This is a genomic window from Paraburkholderia sp. RL17-383-BIF-A (assembly GCF_046028015.1).
Lineage (GTDB): Bacteria > Pseudomonadota > Gammaproteobacteria > Burkholderiales > Burkholderiaceae > Paraburkholderia.
On sequence record NZ_JARESR010000014.1, the window covers coordinates 17,017 to 38,707 of the forward strand.

At 59.0% G+C, this 21,691-nt stretch carries 19 protein-coding genes and 2 pseudogenes; 12 read left to right on the plus strand and 9 right to left on the minus strand.

Annotation, left to right across the window (positions count from 1 at the left end; translation table 11 throughout):
- Positions 1–22 precede the first annotated feature (22 nt).
- Together P0D71_RS17635 and P0D71_RS17640 are read right to left on the minus strand one after the other, a co-directional pair.
- Positions 23–781, minus strand: a complete 759-nt coding sequence (locus tag P0D71_RS17635) for an SDR family oxidoreductase (protein WP_091796257.1) — start codon at positions 779–781, stop codon at positions 23–25.
- 51 nt (positions 782–832) lie between these two features.
- Positions 833–2,272: an aldehyde dehydrogenase family protein gene (locus tag P0D71_RS17640; RefSeq protein WP_408344969.1), complete on the minus strand. Its 1,440-nt coding sequence runs from the start codon at positions 2,270–2,272 to the stop codon at positions 833–835.
- Between the two features lie 253 nt (positions 2,273–2,525).
- Between P0D71_RS17640 and ppa the strand changes: the two genes are divergently transcribed.
- Both ppa and P0D71_RS17650 read left to right on the plus strand, forming a co-directional pair.
- Positions 2,526–3,053 (plus strand): inorganic diphosphatase, encoded by a 528-nt coding sequence (ppa, locus tag P0D71_RS17645; RefSeq protein ID WP_408186077.1) that lies wholly within the window; start codon positions 2,526–2,528, stop codon positions 3,051–3,053.
- Positions 3,054–3,324: 271 nt separating this feature from the next.
- Positions 3,325–5,424 carry an FUSC family protein gene (locus P0D71_RS17650; protein ID WP_408481291.1) on the plus strand — a complete coding sequence of 700 codons (2,100 nt, stop codon included), beginning with the start codon at positions 3,325–3,327 and terminating at the stop codon, positions 5,422–5,424.
- A gap of 30 nt (positions 5,425–5,454) precedes the next feature.
- Here the strand turns inward: P0D71_RS17650 and P0D71_RS17655 are convergent, their stop codons facing one another.
- The 3 genes from P0D71_RS17655 to P0D71_RS17665 all read right to left on the minus strand — a co-directional run bounded on the left by P0D71_RS17655 (position 5,455) and on the right by P0D71_RS17665 (position 7,258).
- A complete protein-coding gene (locus tag P0D71_RS17655) occupies positions 5,455–5,781 on the minus strand; it encodes a GIY-YIG nuclease family protein (protein WP_408481293.1) in 327 nt (108 codons plus the stop codon).
- 9 nt (positions 5,782–5,790) lie between these two features.
- The gene (locus P0D71_RS17660) at positions 5,791–6,756 is read right to left on the minus strand and encodes a GNAT family N-acetyltransferase (RefSeq protein WP_408481295.1); all 966 of its coding nucleotides are present in this window, start codon (positions 6,754–6,756) and stop codon (positions 5,791–5,793) included.
- Between the two features lie 130 nt (positions 6,757–6,886).
- Positions 6,887–7,258, minus strand: coding sequence for a helix-turn-helix domain-containing protein (locus P0D71_RS17665; protein WP_408481297.1), 372 nt, complete (start codon positions 7,256–7,258; stop codon positions 6,887–6,889).
- A gap of 644 nt (positions 7,259–7,902) precedes the next feature.
- On the opposite strand from P0D71_RS17665, the gene P0D71_RS17670 reads away from it, so the two are divergent.
- The 5 genes from P0D71_RS17670 to P0D71_RS17690 all read left to right on the plus strand — a co-directional run bounded on the left by P0D71_RS17670 (position 7,903) and on the right by P0D71_RS17690 (position 11,230).
- Entirely contained in the window at positions 7,903–8,607 is a 705-nt protein-coding gene (locus P0D71_RS17670; RefSeq protein WP_408481299.1) for a hypothetical protein, read from the plus strand.
- A gap of 23 nt (positions 8,608–8,630) precedes the next feature.
- Positions 8,631–8,987 (plus strand): hypothetical protein, encoded by a 357-nt coding sequence (locus P0D71_RS17675; RefSeq protein WP_408481300.1) that lies wholly within the window; start codon positions 8,631–8,633, stop codon positions 8,985–8,987.
- A gap of 32 nt (positions 8,988–9,019) precedes the next feature.
- The gene (locus tag P0D71_RS17680; protein ID WP_408481302.1) at positions 9,020–9,445 is read left to right on the plus strand and encodes a putative phosphothreonine lyase domain-containing protein; all 426 of its coding nucleotides are present in this window, start codon (positions 9,020–9,022) and stop codon (positions 9,443–9,445) included.
- Positions 9,446–9,519: 74 nt separating this feature from the next.
- Positions 9,520–10,155: an RNA 2'-phosphotransferase gene (locus P0D71_RS17685; protein ID WP_408481304.1), complete on the plus strand. Its 636-nt coding sequence runs from the start codon at positions 9,520–9,522 to the stop codon at positions 10,153–10,155.
- A gap of 913 nt (positions 10,156–11,068) precedes the next feature.
- Positions 11,069–11,230: an AbrB/MazE/SpoVT family DNA-binding domain-containing protein gene (locus P0D71_RS17690; RefSeq protein ID WP_408481401.1), complete on the plus strand. Its 162-nt coding sequence runs from the start codon at positions 11,069–11,071 to the stop codon at positions 11,228–11,230.
- 129 nt (positions 11,231–11,359) lie between these two features.
- Here the strand turns inward: P0D71_RS17690 and P0D71_RS36155 are convergent.
- Positions 11,360–11,503, minus strand: a pseudogene (locus P0D71_RS36155) (cupin domain-containing protein); the annotation flags it as partial.
- Here P0D71_RS36155 and P0D71_RS17695 point away from each other — a divergent pair.
- Positions 11,462–11,731, plus strand: a pseudogene (locus P0D71_RS17695) (LysR substrate-binding domain-containing protein); the annotation flags it as partial. The pseudogenes P0D71_RS36155 and P0D71_RS17695 sit on opposite strands and share 42 nt — an antisense overlap.
- A 247-nt stretch (positions 11,732–11,978) precedes the next feature.
- Here P0D71_RS17695 and P0D71_RS17700 read toward each other — a convergent pair.
- The 3 genes from P0D71_RS17700 to P0D71_RS17710 all read right to left on the minus strand — a co-directional run bounded on the left by P0D71_RS17700 (position 11,979) and on the right by P0D71_RS17710 (position 15,406).
- A complete protein-coding gene (locus tag P0D71_RS17700) occupies positions 11,979–13,340 on the minus strand; it encodes an MFS transporter (protein ID WP_406868089.1) in 1,362 nt (453 codons plus the stop codon).
- Positions 13,341–13,515: 175 nt separating this feature from the next.
- Complete coding sequence (gene kce / locus P0D71_RS17705; RefSeq protein ID WP_406868090.1) at positions 13,516–14,454, minus strand: 3,5-dioxohexanoate:acetyl-CoA acetone transferase; 939 nt, start codon at positions 14,452–14,454, stop codon at positions 13,516–13,518.
- Positions 14,455–14,491: 37 nt separating this feature from the next.
- Positions 14,492–15,406 (minus strand): 3-hydroxyacyl-CoA dehydrogenase family protein, encoded by a 915-nt coding sequence (locus tag P0D71_RS17710; RefSeq protein WP_408481306.1) that lies wholly within the window; start codon positions 15,404–15,406, stop codon positions 14,492–14,494.
- 133 nt (positions 15,407–15,539) lie between these two features.
- Here P0D71_RS17710 and P0D71_RS17715 point away from each other — a divergent pair, with 133 nt between their 5' ends.
- The 4 genes from P0D71_RS17715 to P0D71_RS17730 all read left to right on the plus strand — a co-directional run bounded on the left by P0D71_RS17715 (position 15,540) and on the right by P0D71_RS17730 (position 21,682).
- Complete coding sequence (locus P0D71_RS17715) at positions 15,540–16,565, plus strand: AraC family transcriptional regulator (RefSeq protein WP_406868092.1); 1,026 nt, start codon at positions 15,540–15,542, stop codon at positions 16,563–16,565.
- A 320-nt stretch (positions 16,566–16,885) separates the two neighbouring features.
- Positions 16,886–18,007, plus strand: a complete 1,122-nt coding sequence (locus P0D71_RS17720) for a sugar ABC transporter substrate-binding protein (protein ID WP_408481308.1) — start codon at positions 16,886–16,888, stop codon at positions 18,005–18,007.
- Positions 18,008–18,068: 61 nt separating this feature from the next.
- The gene (locus P0D71_RS17725) at positions 18,069–19,619 is read left to right on the plus strand and encodes a sugar ABC transporter ATP-binding protein (RefSeq protein WP_408481310.1); all 1,551 of its coding nucleotides are present in this window, start codon (positions 18,069–18,071) and stop codon (positions 19,617–19,619) included.
- Positions 19,616–21,682: an ABC transporter permease subunit gene (locus P0D71_RS17730; protein ID WP_408481311.1), complete on the plus strand. Its 2,067-nt coding sequence runs from the start codon at positions 19,616–19,618 to the stop codon at positions 21,680–21,682. The genes P0D71_RS17725 and P0D71_RS17730 overlap by 4 nt, the downstream gene beginning before the upstream one ends.
- Positions 21,683–21,691: the final 9 nt, after the last annotated feature.

The window sequence follows — 21,691 nt, forward strand, 5'->3', positions numbered from 1 at the left end:
GCTGGAATGGTCCGACGCGGCGCTACACGCAGCGCCCGCCGTCCACTTCGAGACACACGCCGGTGATGAACTCCGCCTCGTCCGAGGCCAGATAAAGCGCGGCGTTGGCAATATCCTGCGGCGTCGAGAAACGCCCGAGCGGAATGCCGGCGAGAAAGCGCTGGCGATTTTCCGGCGTATCTTCCACGCCCATGAATTCGGACAGCAGCGCCGTCTCGCCGATCACCGGATTCACGCAGTTCACCCGAATCCGGTCCGGACCCAGCTCGACCGCCAGCGACTTGCTCGCGATAATCACCGCGCCTTTGCTGCCGTTGTACCAGACGAGCCCAGGGCGCGGCCGCACACCCGCCGTGGACGCAATATTGATGAAGCAGCCGCCGCCTTGCTCGCGGAAATACGGCACGAATTCCTGCACGCTCCAGTAGATGCTTTTCACGTTCACCGCGTAGACGCGGTCGAATTCGGCTTCCGTGACTTCCATCACCGGCTTGTTGCGATGCGTGGTGCCGGCGTTGTTGACGACGATCTGCACGCTGCCGAAGTCTTCGAGCGCGGCCGCGCGCAGCGTCTGCCAGTCCTCGCGCTGGGCGACGTTGCCCGCCACTGCGATCGCCTTGCCGCCGGCCAGCGCGATTTCGCTCGCCACGCGCTCGGCGGCCGGGCCGTTCAGATCGTTGACCACCACGTTCGCGCCTTCGCGCGCGTAGGTCTTCGCAATGCCTTCACCGAAACCCGAGCCGCCACCTGTGACGATGGCTGTTTTACCTGTCAACCGCATGATGTCTCCGTTGTTCGTTGTGGATGGTGATGCCAGTGCGTGCCGCGCCCGCTAACCGTGCCGGATGGCAATGGTCTTCAGCACGGTGAACCCATAGAGCGCTTCGAAGCCTTTTTCGCGTCCGTGGCCCGAATGCTTGACGCCGCCGAACGGCAATTCCACGCCGCCGCCCGCGCCATAGTTGTTGATGAACACCTGGCCGGAGCGTAGGCGGCGCGCGAGCCGCATCTGCCGTGCGCCGTCGCGCGTCCAGATACCGGCGACCAAACCGAATGGCGTGCCGTTGGCGAGATTCAAAGCTTCGTCTTCGTCGCTGAAGGACATAGCGGCCAGCACCGGTCCGAATACTTCGTCGCGCGCGAGGCGGTGGCTCGCGGGCACGTCGCGCAACAGCGTGGGCGCCTGATAGAAGCCGGCTTCCGGCGCTTCGGGAATCACCTCGCCGTGCGCCGCCATGGCGATGCCGTCGTGTTGCGCATCGTTGAGGAAATCCCACACGCGCCGCTGCTGTTTCGCGCTGATCAGCGGTCCGCAGTCGAGGTCGGCCTGCGAAGGGCCGACGCGCAACGCGTGAAACGCGCTGCTCAGCCGGTCGAGCAAGGGCTCGTAAATGGCTCGGTCGATCAGCACGCGGCTACCCGCCGAACAGGTCTGCCCGGCGTTTTGCACGATCGCCGACACCAGCACGGGCAACGCGGCGTCGAGGTCCGCATCGGCGAAAACGATTTGCGGCGATTTGCCGCCGAGCTCCAGCGTGACCGGCACGTGATTCTCGGCGGCCATTTGCGTGACGAGCTTGCCGGTATCCGGCGAGCCGGTGAACGAAATGTGATCGATGCCCGGATGACGCGCGAGCGCCGCGCCCGCTTCATGGCCGTAGCCGGTGACGATATTCAGCGCGCCGGCCGGCAAACCGGCCTCGGCGGCCAGTTCGGCGACGCGCAGCACGGAAAGGCACGCATCTTCGGCCGGCTTGACGACGCAGGCGTTGCCGGCGGCGAGCGCCGCGCCCACGCTACGCCCGAAAATCTGCATGGGGTAATTCCACGGCACGATATGGCCGGTCACGCCATGCGGCTCGCGGATGGTCAGTACCGTATAGCCGGTCTGGTAAGGCAGCGTTTCGCCGTGCAGCTTGTCCGCCGCGCCGGCGTAAAACTCGAAATAGCGGGCGAGGGCGGCGGAATCGCCGCGCGCCTGCTTGAGCGGCTTGCCGGTGTCGCGAGCTTCGAGTTGGGCGAGTTCCTCCTGGCGCGCGGCGACCAGCATGGAAAGCCGGTACAGAATGCGGCCGCGTTCGGCGGCGCTGGCTTGGCCCCAAGGGCCTTCGAACGCGCGGCGCGCGGCGTGCACGGCAGCGTCGATATCCGCCGCGGTGCCGCGTGCGAGTTGGGTAAAGGGTTGGCCGTCAGAGGGATCGAGTACGGCGATCGTCTCGCCGCCTGATGCGGCGGACCATTCGCCGCCGATGAAATGCCGGGCTTCTTCCATGCAGGCTCCTTGAGGTGTCACGAGCACCGCGCGGCGGTGACGTGGTGTTCACAAACGAGAGGCACAATCGAGAGACGCCCGACGATTATCGCCCCGATGTTCCGAGGGATGCCATTAGGTGATTGGCTATAATGGCGTATTCAGCACTGTCCGGCCGCAGCGCCGCTGCTCGAGGCGAGTTTTACGTTGCATCCCGTTCGAGCAAGCGCGCCGCACGCCGTGTTCCGAATTCCATCCCGACCAGAGAGCGCTCATGAGCTTCAATAACGTCCCCGCAGGCAAAGACCTTCCGCAAGATTTCAACGTCATCATCGAAATCCCGGCGCAAAGCGATCCGGTGAAGTACGAAGCCGACAAGGAAACGGGCCTGCTCCACGTCGATCGTTTCATCAGCACGGGCATGCGCTATCCAGCTAACTACGGCTACATTCCGCAAACGCTGTCGGGCGACGGCGACCCGGTCGACGTGCTGGTGATCACGCCGTTCCCGCTGCTGGCTGGCTCCGTGGTGCGTGCCCGCGCACTCGGCATGCTGCAAATGACCGACGAATCCGGCGTGGACGCGAAGCTGGTCGCCGTCCCGCACGACAAGGTCTGCCCGATGACCGCAAGCCTGAAGTCGATCGACGACGTTCCGGCGTACCTGAAAGATCAGATCAAGCACTTCTTCGAGCAATACAAGGCGCTCGAGAAGGGCAAGTGGGTGAAGGTCGAAGGCTGGGCGGATATCGAAGCCGCGCACAAGGAAATCACCGAAGGCGCGGCGAACTACAAGAAGTAAGCTGCGTCACGTTTGGTGGACAAAAAAACCGCGCGAGCCTGCAAGGGCCGCGCGGTTTTTTCATTTGCAAGTCGAAGCGGGAGGCCGGCGCGTTACATAGTCTTCAGAAGGGAGCATAGACGTAGCGCATCGATTGGATGAACCGAATGCATTTTTATAATTAGGGGTAAACCCTTATCATGGGGCAGCCGATGCGCTCACGTTGTTTCGCCGGCCTTTCTCAATGCGCTGATGCGGCGCCAATCCCTGTTCTTCTGAGCCCACCGTCCGGATGCTGAATCGCAAGTCCAACCCGTCGTCGTCTTCGCTGCGCTGGTCGAACTGGCTGTATGCCGTCGCGAGCGCGATCTATCGCAAGCGGCCGGTCTGGATGGTGTCGTTTTCCACGAGCGAGGCCAGTCTGTCGGAAGGCTTGAGAGCGGCTTGCGCATCCACGGCCATGCTCGCGCTGGGCAATGTGCTGCATGAACCGATGTTCGCGTGGGCCGCCATCGGCGCCTTCTGGACCTGTCTCGCCGATGCCGCCGGCTCCAACCGCGCCCGCTTTGCATCGATGATGGGCTTCGCGGTGCTGTCCACGGTGTGCGGTGGCTTGACCTCTTTCGCGTCCGCAGAGGGAACGGTGGTCGCCGCGCTCGCGGTGTTGCTGTTCACGAGCCTTGGCGCGTTCGGCAGGATCTGGGGCGCGGCTACATCGCAGGTGACGATTCTCGTGGCGACCGCCTGCGTCGTGATGGTCGATCGGCCGATGCACGATGTGCGGCAAGGTATGGCGTTTCTCGGTATCTACCTGGTCGGCTGCCTGTTCGCTGTCGCGCTGAGTCTGACGGTCTGGCGCATTCATCCGTTCGGTACGAGCCGCTCGACGCTGCGCGCCGTGTATCTGCGTCTGGCCGATATCGCGCTGGATAGCGCGCGGCTGCTCGAACGGCGCGCGGCTCGCGGCGAATGGGCCACGCATGCGGCGAAATTTCGCGCCGATGCCCGAGCCGCGCTCGAACGCTCGCGCAAAGTGCTGGCGCGGGTGCCGGCGTCGAGAACGGGCGGCCGCGAAACCTACGACACGCTGCTCGGCTTGCTGACCGACGGCGAAGCGTTGTTCGCTTACCTGATCGCCGTGTCCGGCGCCTGTGAGCGAGCGCCGGATAACGCATGGCGCGCGAAACGCGCGGCGCGGCTGCTGGCCGTGATGGGCGACTTGCTGCGCGACATCGGCGCAGCCGTCAACGATGCGCAGTGGGAGCGTCTCACTGCTTTGCAATTGCGTTTGCGGCGCTTTGCGAAGCGGCTCGAAACCGCGTTGTCGGAACCGGTGTCGCTGAAGTCCGATTTCGAACTGGTCGACTTCGCGCCGGTGTATGCGCAGCCCGAAGGTTGGCGCGACAGCGCGACGCGCCTCTTCACGCGCATTTGGGCTACGTTCAAGGCGAACCTGTCGGTCGAATCCGTCGGCTTGCGGCATGCGGCCCGCGTCGGCGTGACGACCACCGCCGGCTTTCTCGTGATTCGCGCGCTCGGGCTGCCGTTCGGCTACTGGGCGACCATGGCGACGCTGCTGATCTTGCAGCCTTCGATTGCCGCGACCTGGCCGCGCAGTATCGAGCGGGCGGCGGGCAGCATCGTCGGCGGCGTGCTGGCGGCGGCGATCGGCTACGCGATCCATTCGCCGCTCGGCATTTCCCTCGCGGTGTTTCCGCTGGTGATGGCGACCATGGCGCTGCGTCCCGTGAGCTACAGTCTCTTCGTGCTGTTTCTCACGCCGACCTTCGTGCTGGTGGCCGACTTCGCGACGCCGGGCGCCAGCGAATTCGTCTATGCGATCACGCGGCTCGGCAACAACGTGCTGGGCTGTGTATTGGCGCTGCTGGCCACGTTCTATCTATGGCCGACGCGCGAAAAGATCGACTACCGCGCGTATCTGGGCGAAGCGGTGCGCGCCAATCTCGCGTATCTGCGAGCCGCGCTGGCGTCGCCTCGCCGCAGCGAGAAGGAAATGGAGCGCTTGCGCCGGGCCGCGGGTCTGGGCAGCAATAACGCGGAAGAAGCGATCGGCCGGATGCGCCTTGAGAAACTCGAGGACTCGATGGCCGATACGGTGACGCTGACGGTGCTGAGCGTGTTGCGAAGAATGGCCGGCACCGCGACGCAACTGCGTCTGAGTACCAACCGGCGCGACACGCACGACGAACTCGACGCGTGGATCGCGACCGTGAGCGCGGATATCGACGCCGCATTGGATCGGACCTTGCGGCCGGTGCGTCACGCGCTGCCGGCGCGGGATGGGCTGACTTCGCTGGAAGCGGATGCGGTGGGCGAGCTTGCGCTGATGCATCGGCTGCTGAATGAGCGGATGCGGGAGGCGAGGGGGTAGCGAGCCTGAACGAAGCCGAACGGCCTTCGTTCAGGACGCGCCGGTTGCCTGTTCCGTTCCCTCATCAACAACCACTTCAGGCTCCGGCAACGGCATCACAGACTCAAGCGTGCGCAATCCTGCCGCCAACGCCCGTTTCTCCGATGCCGTGAGCCGCTTGACCCAATACTCGGCGCGCGACGCGCTCGACCGGTCCGTCAATTCAAACGACGCCAGCACCCGCAACGGCTTGCGCGAACGCGTATAACGCGCGCCTTCGCCGCTGACGTGTTTATCGAAGCGCGCCTGCACATCGACGGCGATGCCGGTATAGACGCTGCCGTCCGAGCATTCGAGCAGATAAAGAAACCACGCCATAAACGCGCTTCAGCCTTTGAACGGATTGTGTTCGCGCAGCTCATCCACATACGCGTGGATGCTGTTCTTTTCGTTGTCGAGAAAGTGGCCGACCGCATCCGCGAAAGCAGGGTGCGCGAGCCAGTGCGCCGAGCGCGTCACCGTGGGCAGGAAGCCGCGCGCCATCTTGTGTTCGCCCTGCGCGCCCCCTTCAAACGCGCCGAGTTTTTCCTCGATGCAGAATTCGAGCGGTTGGTAGTACGCGGTTTCGAAGTGCAGGCACGGCACGTGTTCGAGCGCGCCCCAATAGCGGCCATACAGCGTGCCGCCGGTTTTCGCGTCGCGCTGATACACCACGAGTGAACTCGCGATCGGCTTGCCTTCGTATTCGGCGATCACGAGCAGCAGATTCTCCGGCATCGACGCGCCGATCATGCGGAAGAAATCGAGGTTCAGATACGGACTCGAAAAGTGCTCGCGATACGTCTGCCGATAACACTTGCTGAAGAAACGCCAGTCCGCGTCCTGAATGTCTTCGCCGCGAATCCGGCGCATCGTCACGCCGGCCTCCTGCACTTTGCGCCGCTCGGCGCGAATGTTCTTGCGCTTCTTCTGTTCGAGCGTGGAGAGGAAATCGTCGAAGTCGCGATAGCCGTCGTTCAGCCAGTGAAATTGCACGCCTTCGCGTTGCATCATGCCCATGTCGGTGAGCGCGTCGGCTTCCGTTTCCGTCGGAAACAGCACATGCAGCGACGACACGTCGGCCTGCTCCGCGAACGCCATCAGCGTGGCCGCCAGATGCTTGAGCGCATGCGTATCCGCCGATAACAACCGGTTGCCTTGCACGGGCGTGAACGGCACCGCGCACAGCAGCTTCGGGTAATACGGCAGACCGTTGCGCTTGTAGGCGTCGGCCCAGGCCCAGTCGAACACATATGTGGCCGGGGGCTTTTTGGCCTCTTTTTGTACGGGTAGCGTTGGGTGGGTTTGTGGCATTTATATGTCAATTACCTTTCAAATCCTACCGCGGCTAGCGAAATTACAAATCTTACAAATTGCTTTGGACGCTTGATTCAATTCGGCAGTTCTGCAGCTAGCCTGTCGCCGGTCTCCAACCACACCCGTTCTAGCTTGCTTTCTTGCGCGGGCGGCGCGCCTTGCCAAGGTGGTCGCACATTTCCTCGAACCACTTCTTCATGAAGGTTTGGTCTTCAGGCGAAAGTCGCTCGAGGCGCGCCGCGAATTCTAGCCCCACATCGACTGGTCGCGCTGACTCGCCTTGCAAGAGCTCCGCCACAGGCACCGCCAATGCTTCAGCTAGCTCGAACAAACGGGGCAGAGTTGGGAGAGCAGTGCCACGTTCGAATCGACTGATGGTCTCCACATGAACGTCTAGTCGCCGAGCCAGATACTCCTGTGAATATCCCCGTTCGATGCGAATTCGAGCGAGCCTAGGCCCGAGTCGATTATTCAGTGTGTGGTCTGGAGTCGCTGTCACTACTCAACATTCAGTGTCGTTGGTCAACGCGCATATTCCCTTCTTCTAGCATTTGATGTAACAACGTGATATGTTGGTATACAACGTTTTGCGTTGTTTTAGTTCTAATCTGAATTTCCCTTGGTCGTTCTGATGCTATTTACTGACAGTAGTTGGGAAGAGCCACATCCCATAAAGAAGAGGCTCATGCAGCCACTTCTTGCGTGGCGCTGCGTTGGATGGACGGACCTCACGCCGAACTTCTTCGTCGTAGCCTCCTCTCGCGGTGTGGACTGCGCGAGCGCGGATGGTTGGGTGGTGGACGGTGCCGAGGCGCTGATTCAACTGGTACTGCAACTTGGCGATGTCAGCTTTTCGGTTCACCTGTTGGCTCGCAATGAAGCTGACGCTTCCGTTACGCTCTGTCGAGTAAGTGGGTTGTGGCAGGAGGTTCAGGCCAAAGATGCTGACGTCGTGAGGTATTGGTATTCAACTAACGACGGGGAGGCGAGACCGTGTTTGCCTATAGCGTCCGGTAATCGTGTTAAGAGACCACGGTTGGTAAGCGTGATGAGCTTCGAAAACAGGTGAGAGCTCTCAGCAAATTTGCGTATCGCTGAATCGGCGACGAAAGGTTTTAGCCTCACTTAGGTAAAGGAATGAACATGCCGCGTTCTACGCGCGCGACAAAGCCCGAAACGTCGCCCCAAAACGAATGGGTGGAACATATCATCCATCGCGCTGCGATTGCCGCCATCCTATTTGACCCGAGAGTCGCCGAAACGCTGCTCGAAATTCCTGACGCGGCGCTTGGCCGCATGTTCAAGAATCATCTTTGCAAGGCCGTTGGCCAAGCTATGGTCTATGGCATCGACTTCCCTGCGCTTAGCGAGGAGGAAGATAGACTTCGCAAGCGTGTGAAACCTGAATCGGAACGGGCGCCAGAGAAAAAGCCTTCCCCCAGGTACCGTGATGCCAACACGAAGCGTTATCCGCTTGTGCTCCAAGGGAAAGTGCTTCGGAAGCACGACTTCTGCATCTCGGCTGGCCTCACAGAAAAGAAGCTGGCTAAGCTTGTCGAATCGCAGAGACTATTTCCAGTCTTCTTTGGTCCCGAAGCCTACTACCCAGCGTTTTTTCTCTCGACCACGATTTTTCGCGACGACTTCAGAAGGGTCATACGTGCTCTTGGCAAGACCCACTCGTGGACAATGTTCGACTTTTTCACGACCCCAATCGCGTCCTTGAACGGTGCTACGCCGCTTCAGAGGCTATCGGCTGGAGATGTCGGACCGGTAGTGGAGGACGCTAAGAGCTTCGTGGAGCAATACGCTCGGCTGTTTCCGACGGAACAAGACCTCAGTTCATAAGTCTGTTGACCATGAAAGCGCTCTTGACCTTCTCCCTCAACAATTACGGACTGCTGGTCTTGACTGCGGCCGGCGCCGTCCTTACCTTGGTCGTGCTGCGCATCAAAAAGAGATACATCAATGAAGGAGTCCTGTTCCGACGACTGCCAGCTGCGGAGCATGAAGTCCAAGGGGAAAAGATGCGCTTTGACAACCATATCGACCTCGAGATTGCGCTTCGTAAGTTCCGTGAGCTGGGCTTGGAGGGCGGAGACTTAGGATATGCCTATTGGCATGAAGTCGGGCAGCTGCTGAAACAAGCGGTGGGCATGCAGTCGCGGATACATGAGCTCAGCAAAGAACTAGAACAATGTCGCGCGAGGCTCGCCAAAGCTGATTGATACGGAAAAGCGCAAGGCGCGAGGAGGCTTCAATGAAGGAAGGAATTGGTGTGGAAGAGCGGTTGTCAAGGAAATCGGGCAAGCCTTCTGAGGACTTGAGTTGCAACTGGCACTACAAAACGTCCCCGAGCTACGACGGCTCCGCGTCTACTGATGCGACAGGCAAATGGTGCATCTTTGTAGGCGCTGCCGAAGTGGACGAGGTGTGGAGCAAAACTAGCGGCGCTATCGAGAGCGACCAGTTAACGTGTGCCAAAGCGTCCACCGCTCTGCGCAGCATGGGTCGCATTGGGCACGTCATCTGCGTCTACATGCGTGACTGGGCGGATAGGCAGGACCTCATGCGCGCCCGCGAAGTGCTGCAGTCGCTGGGCTTCGTGAAGGAACTCGACTACAAGCGTGACATTGATACACGGAACAGGATTTACGGCCCTAGTGAGTGGTATCTGCGTGCGTAGCTAGCTGCTTGAATCGAATACCGGCGCTGTGCGGTACAAAGCGCCGCGAGAGACGCTGAGACGAATAATTCTTCATGGTGACGATGCCGAATACCGATATGCACGTTCCAGCCGAGTATATTGCGGTGAGCAAATTCCTATCGAAAATTTTGCGTCACGAGCCCCTGTTGGTTGGTGTCCAACTCGATAAGCATGGGTGGGTCTCTATTGATGTGTTAATACGCGCTATCGAACGTACTGCGCGAAGCCCCGGTGCATCAAAGCGGCTGAGGACGCTGCCGACCGTGACCAGAGAATTCATTGTGGCTGTGGTCGCTACGAGCGATAAACAACGGTTCACGATTTCATCGGATTGCAAGCGAATACGCGCTGCCCAAGGTCACTCTGTCGAGGTGAATCTCGGATATGCGGAAATGGAACCACCGGCCGTCCTCTACCACGGCACTGCTTGGAGTAACTGGAAAAGTATCGCCGTTGAAGGGTTGACGGCTCAAACTAGACACGCGGTTCATTTGAGCACGGATGTGGATATGGCAAAACAGGTCGGTGCTCGACACGGCCCTCCACTGGTACTGGTCGTGGATGCCGCCCAGATGCGTGCCGACGGGTACACATTCACGTGTTCAGACAACGGTGTGTGGCTAACGCAGGTAGTGCCCCCGGCATATCTTTCTCAGGCAAAGCAGCATACACAGGGGTCGAAGTCGTGAGCGTAGACTCCGGGCCCTCCGCACTTTCGTCGCAAGCGACAATCAATGGATGAACAATCGCGCATCGAAGAGCTGCTATCAAGGACGTCCGACAGGCCAGCCGAAGACTTCAGTCGAAGCTGGCAGATGCGGAAATCCCCTAGCTGCGGAATTATTTTCTCCGGACCTACGACAGGTAAGTGGTGCGTCTTTGCTGCTTCATCCGACTTCGACTCGGCATGGAGCAAAATCAAAACCGCTGTCGAAGAGGACAAGCTCTTGTTCGCCAACGTACCCTCAAGCTGCTTGACGCCTCTTTGTGAATGCGCGACGGAAACGACCCCCAACAGTCAAGAGGAAGATATGACTCCCCGACGTGTGCCCGATGATTTTCCGAGGGAGCCAGACCCAGGTTCTGTAACTGGGGTTCAACCTAAAGTTCTCGTTCGCGAAGTCTACGGGCGTTATCAAAGCGGTCTCTCGGAGGAGCAACTGTGGGTACGCTATGACGCGTGCGAGGACCTAGCTAGCCAGCTATCCGCGTATGCGTCGCGAAAAATTGCTAGCTCGGGTCTGCCGCCGGACGTGGCGTTGACTCGCGCCGAGAAAGGCGTGAGATTGAAGGTCGACGCTGGCGAATGGGACTTTTCGCAGGCGGAGGTGGCTTGGGTAATGAAGCGCACGCGACAACTTCTAATAGCTGCGACCGATGGGTAGCGCGCACAACCGCTGAGAAACCGCCGCGCTAAAACATCGTTGGTCGCTCCTCGATACAGCGTTGACCGACAGCGGTTCGCCTTAGGGCGTTCGCTGACTGCGCCAGCGTCGAGCGCAACGCAAGGAGCGTCGACACGGAAACTGACTGGTGCACACCCGAGCATCCAAGGGGAAATTCATTGCTGATTCGCGACTGACAACCAGAGGCCGCACCACCGTGCCTGCCGGAGTCAGAAAAGCACTGGGCTTGACGCCAGGTACGCGGCTGGTATGGCATGTCATGCCCGATGGCGAAGTCCTCGTAAGGGCAAAATCGAAGCCGCTTCTGGAACTGGCGGTTACCGCGGGCGAAATCCCCGGTCAGAGTGGTGACCATTGAGGACATGAAAGCGTGGCGACGGTATCCGTCTTTGACGGGGCGCTGGAGCACTCCCTCGATGACGCGCTATTGCACTTCAACCGCGCGGTCATTCTCGAAGAGCTGAAACGCTACGACGCTGCGGCGACAACCGCAGCCTGCCGTCACGATGAGTGTTTGACCGAGCGGGTGGGTATGCCAGTTCGAGCGAGCGCCGGGCTAGAATGTGACGCTTGCGCATGAGACACGCGCAGGAAAGGCGCTCGAAACATCCAGGTGCGGGTCGATGGACAACTCACGTTTAACTGTGCCTATCAGATGTTGAACGCAGCAATCGACGGGGCCGGCATGGCATTCGTGCCAGAGGACCTCGCGGAACCACATGTCGCCGCAGGTCGCTTGCTGTGGGTGCTGCCAGATTGGTATCCAACTTTCCCCGGACTGCACATCTTTTATCCCAATCGCCGTGAATACTCGAAGGCGCTGACTATCGTAGTGGACGCGTTACGGACAGCCGGCTAGTCGGCATCGCCGGCCTCAACGTATGTGAGCAGTTCGGCTCGCGCGCAGGTCAAGATTTAGTGGTCCGCCCATGCCCTTATTGTCGGCGGGTTCTGTGGATTGTAGTAACGGAATGCTGCTAGTTATTTTTTGCAGCAAGTGCGCCTCGACTTCGAGGCACTTGACGAAAACTGCCTCTACTATCGTCAAAAGAATCGCGCGTCCGTCTTGTTTCGGACGCGCCCAAAGTCACTCCTTGAATGGCAGTTCAATCCTGGACGTTCGCTCCAACTCGAACAGCGCTTTTCGGTAGCGCTAAAAGTATCGTGAGACCGCCTGCCACCATTATCGCGGCGATGACATAGATGCCGTTTGAGAGGCTGCCGGTGTGAGACTTGATGAAACCAAGAAGCGTCGGGCTCACGAACCCGCCGATGACACCAATCGAACTGACAAGGCCGATGCCGACGGCAGCGGCTTCCTTGCTGAGATAGGTCGGCGGAATAGCCCAGAATGCTATGCCCGCGCCGAACTGGAAGAAGGCGACAAAGCTCAGCACAACCAGACTTGCCACCAGCGAGGCATGGAGCTGCGTTGTGAACGCGAGGGCAATTGCTGCAACGACGAGCGCACCGCCTACGTGCCAACGGCGTTCCTTGAACCGGTCAGAGCTACGGGTGATGAAAAGCACACCTGCTGCGGCGAACACATACGGAATCGCCGAATACCAGCCAATCCGGCTGATGTCGCTGACGCCCAGACTTTTTATCATTGTCGGAAGCCAGAAGGTGAACGTGTAGTTGGCGCAAGCAGTGGCAAAGTAGATGAACGCCAGAATCCAGACCCGCGGGTCGGTCACAGCACGACGAAACTCAGTCGCCACGCTGGCATGCGTCGGCGCAGAGCCGGCCGCGTCAGACTCCAGAACACGCTGTACCAGAACCTTCTCTGAATCGTTCAGCCAGCCTGCCTCTGACGGCTTATTCTTCAATGCGAAGTAGCACACGATACCGAGTGCCGCTGTCGGGAGGCCCTCCAGGAGGAACATCCACTGCCATCCATTCAATCCGCCGACGCCCGTCATTGACCCCATAATCCATCCGGAAATTGGACCGCCGATGATTCCGGCGACCGGTATCGCGAACATAAACTGCCCCGTCACTGCGCCGCGTCGTGTGCTGGGATACCAGTACGTCAAGTAAAGAATAATTCCCGGGAAAAAACCCGCTTCGAAAAGCCCGAGCAAGAAGCGCACGATGTAGAACTGTGTTGGAGTGACTACGAACATGGTGGCCGCGGAAGTCACACCCCACAGGAACATGATGCGCAACAGCGTAAGCCGGGCTCCGATACGCTCGAGCAGCAGATTGCTAGGAACCTCGAACAACAGGTAGCTCAGAAAGAAGATGCCCGCGCCGAAGCCATAGACCGAATCGGAAAAGCCCAGGTCAGTCTTCATTTGAAGCTGTGCGTATCCGACATTGATGCGGTCGAGGAATGCCAGAAGATACGATACGAAGAGTAACGGCATTATCCGGAGAGAAATCTTTCGATAAACCGCGTCCTCGCTCATACTGAGCAGATTTCCGCCGGTTGGCATATCGACTGGTAGATGTGATGTGCGGGCCATGATGTCTCCATACCTTTGTGTCTCGCGTTCCTTCATCGCTGCAGGGATAGGCACACGAGACGTATGTCTTCCGGCGAGCAGGGCGAGTTGCTATAAAATTTGGCCCCTTGGTGACGTGGCTGTGGCAACGACAACTCACGCGCACCGAGACCGAAGATGAATTTGATTCGCAAGGTCAGAACGACACCTTGTCACGGCCCTTGAGCTTCAGGATTTCCCGCGCTTCCGCTGGCGTTGCAATCTCCAAAGACAGCTCTTCGAGAATGCGTCGAATCTTTCTGACCTGCTCGGCGTTAGACTTAGCCTTGACGCCTTTTCCCAGATAGATACTGTCTTCCAGCCCGACTCGAACGTTGCCTCCCATGATGGCGCCCATCGTGAGCAACGACATCTGGTGCCGCCCCGCGCCAAGAATCGAGAATTCATAGACGCCTCTTCCGAAGAGACGGTCCGCGACGGTCCGCATCATCGCGAGGTTTTCCGGGTCCGGGCCCATGCCTCCGAGAATGCCGTAGATTGACTGGATGAAAAACGGTGGTTTGATTAAACCCTCGTCGACAAAGTACGCGAGGTTGTACAGATGACCGACGTCGTAGCATTCGAGTTCAAAGCGCGTACCTTCATCGCCTAGCGTTTGCAGGATGTATTTGATGTCTTTGAAAGTGTTGCGGAAGATAAGGTCTTCCATGCCTTCTACAAAGGGCTTTTCCCACTCGTGCTTCCACTCAGTAATCTTTCGTGCGATTGGGTGAATTGAGAAATTCATCGACCCCATATTCAAAGAACACATCTCTGGCTTCAACTTCATTGGATAAGCCAGCCGCTCCTCGAGAGTCATGCGCGTGCTGCCGCCGGTAGTGATGTTGATAACGGCATCGGTTGCCTCAGCAATCTGCGGAATGAACTGCTCGAATATTGCGGGGTCTGGCGACGGCCTTCCGTCGGCCGGGTCGCGTGCGTGAAGGTGCAGCACGGCTGCACCGGCTTCTGCGGCTTCGATGGACTGTTCCGCGATTTGCTTCGGTGACAGCGGCAGATATTCCGACATCGTCGGCGTATGCATCGCGCCGGTGATGGCGCAGGAGATAATGACCTTGCGGTTGGGCTTGCTCACGATGGTGCTCCTGAAGAATGCTTAAGGTGTACGCGGTTCAGCTATCAATAGCGGCGATGAGATGGAGTGCGAGCAGGCGCTTGACTTCGTCTGCGCCCTCGGGCGTCCACTCGCGCAGGCCCTTGCCGCTGCGCATGCCAAGGTGGCCCTTCGCTAGAAGGTCTTCGAGAAGCGGGGACGGCTCTTTTGTGCAGTCGAGGTCTGGAAAGATTATTCGATGGACGTTGCGTGCCAGTTCGAGTCCGACCAGGTCTGCGTTTTCCATCGGCCCTAGAACTGGAAGCCGCATTCCGAAACTCTGCTTGACAACCGTGTCGATGGTTTCCGCGTCGCAAACGCCCCTATACACGAGCGAAATAGCTTCTCGCCAAAGGGCATGCTGAAGCCGATTCCCAATGAACCCGGGTACGTCCTTGTAGACTTTGACGGGACACTTGCCGACGCTGGCCAAGATGTCGAAGGTCACATCAAACACAGCATCGGAGGTGAATTCTGTCTTTACTACTTCCACGAGTGGTACTAGATGCGGCGGGTTCCACCAGTGCGTTCCGACGAGTCGGTTGCGGGCCTGCTCGTCGAGCAGTTGTCCGATTTCAGTAATCGGGATGACAGAGGTGTTGCTTGCCAGAATGGCGGTGGAGGGGGCCGCCTTCGACACTGCGAGGAAAAGTTGCTGTTTGAGTTCAATTCGCTCTGGAGCTGCTTCAATAACGAGGTCTGCGTCCGAGACCGCATTTTCGAGGCTGCCTTCCAGCCGGATATTGTTGAGCACTGACGCGTGCTCGACACCCATCTGCTCGAGGTTGTGGGTAATGTGGCGAGGGGCGGCCTGAAGGATGTCGTTATTTGTGTCGGTAATCGTCGCATGATGCCCGGCGGCGGCGAAGACCTGAGCGATGCCGTGACCCATAAGGCCGGCGCCGATGACCACAACATTCAAATTTCTCTGCACGGTTGTCTCCAGTCTAGTCTCGCAGCGCTACGGATGAGGCTGCGCTTGTGGAACCGATACTAGATAGACGGGGCTTGCGCGATAAGGTCCGTTTGGGACAACATTATGTTCAAATGGGACACCGGAGAGGGACATGTCAGCGAGGTTGCCGCTGCTCAATGAGTGCATCTACGCGCCATACAAGATTGAGATGCTTGTCGAGGCGCTCGCTGAGCAGGGTTTCTCCGTAGAGGAGTGCCTACGCGGAAGCGGGCTTGAAGTAACTGACATCCACAACCCGGATGCGCAGACTTCGGTTCGGCAGTATTTGAGCGTATGTCAGAACGCAGTGCGGCTTTCGACAGACCCAGCCACCCCGTTTAAGGTTGGGCTTCGGATGCATCTGTCCGCGTACGGGATGTACGGCTATGCGCTGATGTGCAGTGTAACCATCCGGGACTTCTTCAATCTAGGGGTGAAATATCACAAGCTGGCGACGCCAACGCTAACAATCGAATGGCGCGAGGACCCAGATGCTGCGGTGTGGGTATTCCCTGACGCGTTCATTTCGGGGCCATCCAGAGAACTGAAAGAATTCCTGATTGAACAGCAGTTTGCCCAACACGTTACTCATCTGAAGGATGTCGCCGGCAGAGACTGCACGGCGATGAAGGCTCACTTCGCGCATCCGGCGCCGGCGCACGTCTCGCTCTATGAGGAGTATCTCGGATGTCCCTGCTTCTTTGAACAGGGTGCCTACGAGCTTTTCTATCCGCAGACCCTGCTGGACCAAAAGCCCCAGTTGGCACACAAACTCACGTCAACCCTGCTTCAGGATACATGCGACCGCCTCATTGGCCGTGCGAAGACATCGAGCGGAACGGCCGGAGAGGTTTATCAGCTGCTGATGCGTACTCCAGGACACTTCCCGACGATGGAGGCCATTGCGGGAGAACTGCACATGGCACCTCGTACTCTCCGGCGGCATCTGGAGACCGAGGGGCTGACATTTGCGGAGATAACTGAAGACGTGCGCTGCTCGCTTGCCACCGAGTATCTGCGCACGACCAAGATGAGTACGGACGACATTGCCGTTTTGGTTGGTTTTACTGAAACCGCAAACTTTCGCAGGGCGTTTAAGCGCTGGACTGGCAAGGCGCCAGGAGAATTCCGGGCCTGATTCTGGCAGTATCGCGCCCGCGATGAATCGGCACGGCATCCTCTTAGGCTAAGCGGTCCAATTCGTCGCCAGACGCCTCTCCACTACCTAGGTGAAATCACCGATACCGGCTGGAAACGCTTGATAGGTAAGGCGCCGGGCGACTTCGGCGTAATCCGTGTCCCATATAGACATTTTCACGTCCCCGAATGACCTCGTTCTGCTGGGGGCTCATCCTTACCATCGAATCACTCCGTCAATCTACCCGGAGTGATTCGCCACCAAGAGGAACCTGTAGTTCCTGTGCGCGATTCGAAAAGCAAAATACACAGGAGACAGACATGCGATTCCTACGATTGTCGGCGCTTGCGTCAACGGCAACACTTTTCCTTGCAGCCGCGCTTGCCGGGCCCAGCCTCGCGCATGCGGCGGACAAATACAAGGCCTACCTGAGCATGAGCTACTCAGGGAACGACTGGCAAACGGAAGCCCAAAACATGGTCGAAGCCATGGCCAAGGCGCATAGCGACAAGGTGGAACTGAAGACCCAGATTTCCGGGACGGACGTACAGCGCCAAATCCAGCAAATCAACGCGATGGTTCAAGCCGGCGCGAACATCATCATCGTCTATCCGATTTCGCCAACGGCTCTAAACCCCGCGATTCGTGCTGCTTGCGCGAAGAAGGTCGTCGTCTTTGCGTATGACTCGCGAGTCACGGAACCTTGCGCCTATAACGTTTTCACCGACCAGAAGAAACTCGCGACAGACAGCGCTGAATGGGTGGCCACCAAGATGAACCACAAGGGCAACCTTGTCTTCATCACAGGCGTACCTGGAACTACCGTCGACACCGAGCGCAATGATGCAGCGCATGCCGTCTTCAAAAAATATCCCGACATCAAGATAGTCGGCGAACCGAACGGCATGTGGTCAGCCGCCGTCGCTCGCAAGGCGCTGACCGAGACAATGTCAACGCGCAAATGGTCCGACGTAAGTGGCGTTTGGGGCGGTGCAGCATGCTACGTGTCATGGTCTATGCAACGTGAGGCAGGCACTCCGGCGGACAAACTCGTTCCATGCGGAACGGAAGGCACAAACGGTATGCGTGTCGCGATGCTTAAAACGGGCATCGTACCTAACGCAAAACCTGATTACACCGCGATGGGCGGGCCTGGAATCTCCATCGAAAGCCATCCTGCCGCTGGCGCTCTGGCGCTCAAGCTGGCGCTGAAGGTACTTGCCGGCGAATCCGTTCCCAAGACGACAGTCATGCCGCTAGTCGAAGTCACTCCCGAGACGGTGAAGCTCTGCAAGACCGGCTCGTGGGTTGAGATGAAGGACGGTTGCAACACCTTTGACCCCTCGCTCGTTCCTCCCGGCTGGTTCGCAAACATCTTCAGCCCGGACACCCCAGAAATTGGCCTCCATGCCGCGCTTAACCGCGAGCCTGAATCGAAATAACAGGCATGGACGCAGTCGCGCTGCAAGCCTAGTTGCCCCCGCCAAGCTGAGGGAGTTAGAGATGAACGCAAACGCAGAAGCATTTGCCGTAGATGGCGTCACGAAGCGCTTTGGGGCGACAGTTGCCCTGAACAGCGTCACCTTTTCCGTGCGGCAGGGAGCGGTTCACGCCATCCTCGGCGAAAACGGTGCCGGCAAGTCCACGCTTATCAAGGTGCTGAGCGGCATTACTCAGCCTGACGAAGGAAAGGTCCGTCTTCTGGGACAGGAGGTTCAGCTGGGTGGACCTCGCATCGCCCAGAACGCGGGGGTTGCTACCGCATTCCAGGAACTGTCGCAGGTCCCTTACCTGACGGTTGCCCAGAATCTCCTGCTACCTAACGAGCCGACTCGCTTTGGGCTGCGTAGCAAGCGCCTGGCCGACGAGCGGGCGGAGCAAATCCTCGCCGAGTTCGACATGACGGATGTGGACCCGACGCAGCAGATTCAGGAGCTTGACCTGAGCGTGCGGCAAAAGCTCGAAATCGTTTGTGCAATCTCGAAGGCTCCGAAGGTACTGCTACTGGATGAACCGACCTCTGCCCTGACAAGTTCGGATGTCGACTGGCTGGGTCGGCAAATCGCCGAATGCTCGCGACGAGGTATCACAGTCGCACTTATCACCCACCGGATGCCGGAAGTCAGAGCGTTCTGTACGAGCATGTCCATACTCCGAAACGGCGCATGCGTTGGGTCATTCGACGCGCATGAAATAGGCAATGACGAAGTGTTTCGCCTCATCATGGGACGTACGTTGGGTGCGGCGTTTCCGCCGAGAGCGGCGCCCATTGAGGGACGAACTGTGCCTCGACTGGCCGTCAGTAATTTGCGTTCGGGAAGCCGGTTGCACGACGTCTCGTTCGACATCCACCCGGGTGAATGCCTCGGGGTGGTGGCGCTGCAGGGCATGGGACAGCTTGAACTGTTCAAGTCGCTGTTCGGTCTGGCGCCGATGGATTCAGGGATGTTGGCGGTTGACGGACAAGAGGTGACGGTCAGGTCGCCGCAAGATGCAATATCCGCTGGTGTTGGTCTTAGCCTAGTCCCGGAGGAGCGCAAGACGGAAGGACTCGCGCTGAATCTTTCTGGCCGTGCAAACGTGTCGCTGCCGACAATCGAGCGTTTCGCCCGACGGGGCAAGATTGACAGACAAAAGGAGGAGGCGGCCGTGGCGGCCGCGTTGCGACGCGTGAGCGGGAACCTTCGCGCGTTGTATGAGCCTGCGTCGGCCTTCAGCGGCGGTAACCAGCAAAAGTTCGTCATCGCAAAATGGCTGCTCGCCGATAGTCGCGTGCTTCTGCTATTCGACCCGACGCGAGGCGTGGACGTCGGCGCAAAGCTCGAAATCTACCAGGTCATGCACGACTACCTTGCATCGGGCGGTGCAGTTCTGCTGCATTCCACTGAAATTCCGGAAGTGGCGAACCTATGCGACCGGATTCTCGTTATGTACGCAGGTCGCGTCGTCGCTGAGCTCGATGGCCGTTCAACGAACGAGCATGCCATCACGACGGCAATGCTCGGCGGGTCAGGGCCGGCTGCCAACGAAAGTTATGAGAAGGAGGCATCGTGACAACCACGACACTTCATCCCCATCCGCACCACAAGTCCCCTCGCATTCGGCTCGCACCGATTCGCGGATTGCTGGTCGCGCTTGCTGTCTTAGCGGTGGTCTTCGGCGCGCTCGATTTGAGCCTCGCACAACCCTTCGGCTACAGCGACCTCAGCTCGACCGCGTCCGGGACGGTCAGCCTCGCGCTGGCTGCCATGGGGGAGACTGCGATAATCGTAAGCGGTGGTCTGGACCTGTCGGCCGGCGCGGTGCTCTCACTTGCAAATTGTCTATTCGTGACGCAGGTGGGTACCTCGGCTGGGTCGATGGTTCTGTGGGCATTGCTCGCTATTGCCGCCGGAGGTTGTGTCGGTGCGGTCAATGGTTTTTTTGTGGCCTACGTTCGGCTTCAGCCAGTTGTGGTTACGCTGGCAACGATGTTCATCACGCAGGGAGTGACACTACTCATCCTGAAGCAACCTGGTGGAACAGTACCCCCGGACTTCACCACTGCATTGACTAGCGACGTTGCAAACGGCCACATCCCGATGCCGCTGGTTGTCATCGGCGTTGCGTTAGTCGTCTGGTACGTGGTGAAGAAGTCACGGTTCGGCACGATGATGTACGCCATCGGCAGTGATGAAGGCGCTGCGCATCTCAAGGCTCTTCCGACCCGTAGCGCCAAGTTCTGGACCTATGTTCTGGGTGGATGCTTCTACGGGGCGGCCGGCGTATTCTTCTCCGCCCAGACCGGCGGCGGCGACCCGCTCGTCGGTGCAGGGATGCTTTTGCCAATCTTCGTCGCTGTTGTTCTTGGCGGGACCCCGTTGGGAGGAGGTCGCGGTGGCTGTTTCGGAACCGTCGTCGGTGCATTCTCCGTAACGCTCATTGCGAACATGCTGCTCGTTCTGAACGTCTCGACCTACTACAGCACCATCGTCGAAGGTGGCATTCTGATTCTGGCTGTGCTGGGAACCTCAACCGGATTGCGGTGGTCCAGGCTTTTGCACCTTCCCGCAGCTCGACGCGGCGCGTCCTCTAAAGGCTCAGCACCGGCGACCCCGGCGGCTCGCCGTGACTCGGCTTCCGACAGCACAACGTCGATGAAAGATGACCTGCCCGCGCTTAGCTTGCGCGAGCGCCTTCGCCATAACCGCGAAACCTTAAGGCTGTGTTTGCCGTCATATGTGGGGCTCGTTGTGCTGCTCGCGGTAACGTTTATTCTGTTCAGCGCCAATGTTGGAATCGCCGGTTATCTGAAATCGCTGCTAGTGCTTTCATCCTTCCTGGCAATTCTCGCACTCGGCCAAGGGGCAGTCGTTTTAAGCGGCGGCCTTGACTTGTCCGTTCCCTTCACGATTACGCTGGCGGGTGTCGTACTCACAGGCGTGACCAATGGCTCCGACGTTGCGGCGCTTTGGGGCGTACCAGGGGTCTTGTTGCTTGGCGCAGTAATAGGTGCGATAAACGGATTTGGTGTCGCTGTACTGCGGATTTCCCCGCTCATCATGACTCTCGCCATGAACGGAATCTTGCAGGGAGTCGCGCTGGTCTACGACAACGGAGCGCCGACAGGCTTTGCCCCCCCAAGCATCCGCTGGCTGATGACCGGACAGCTATTGGGCGTGACCCCGGTCGTCTACTTCCTGATTGCGTTCGCCGCATTCGCCATATTTCTTCTGCACCGCACCGTCTATGGACGCCGACTATTCGCAGTCGGCAGCAATCCTGTATCCGCAAAATTCTCAGGCGTCCCCGTTACCAAAATCCTTATCCTGACATATGCGCTCAGTGGAGTCTGCAGTGCGCTCGTTGGCGTGATGCTGAGTGGTTTTACCGGTCAGGCATTTAACGATATGGGGGACCCGTACCTGCTGACATCTATCGCTGTCGTTGTGGTCGGCGGGACGTTGATGACCGGTGGACGCGGTAACTACATCGGCATGATGGGTGGAGCGTTGATGTTGACTGCGCTTTCGACGCTGCTTTCCGGCTCATCGTTACCCGTCGCCTCGAGAGGAGTGGTCTATGGCCTAGTCGTGCTTGCGGCCGTAGTTGCCATGCGCGAAAGGCGCGCTTCATAGCGCCGTCGA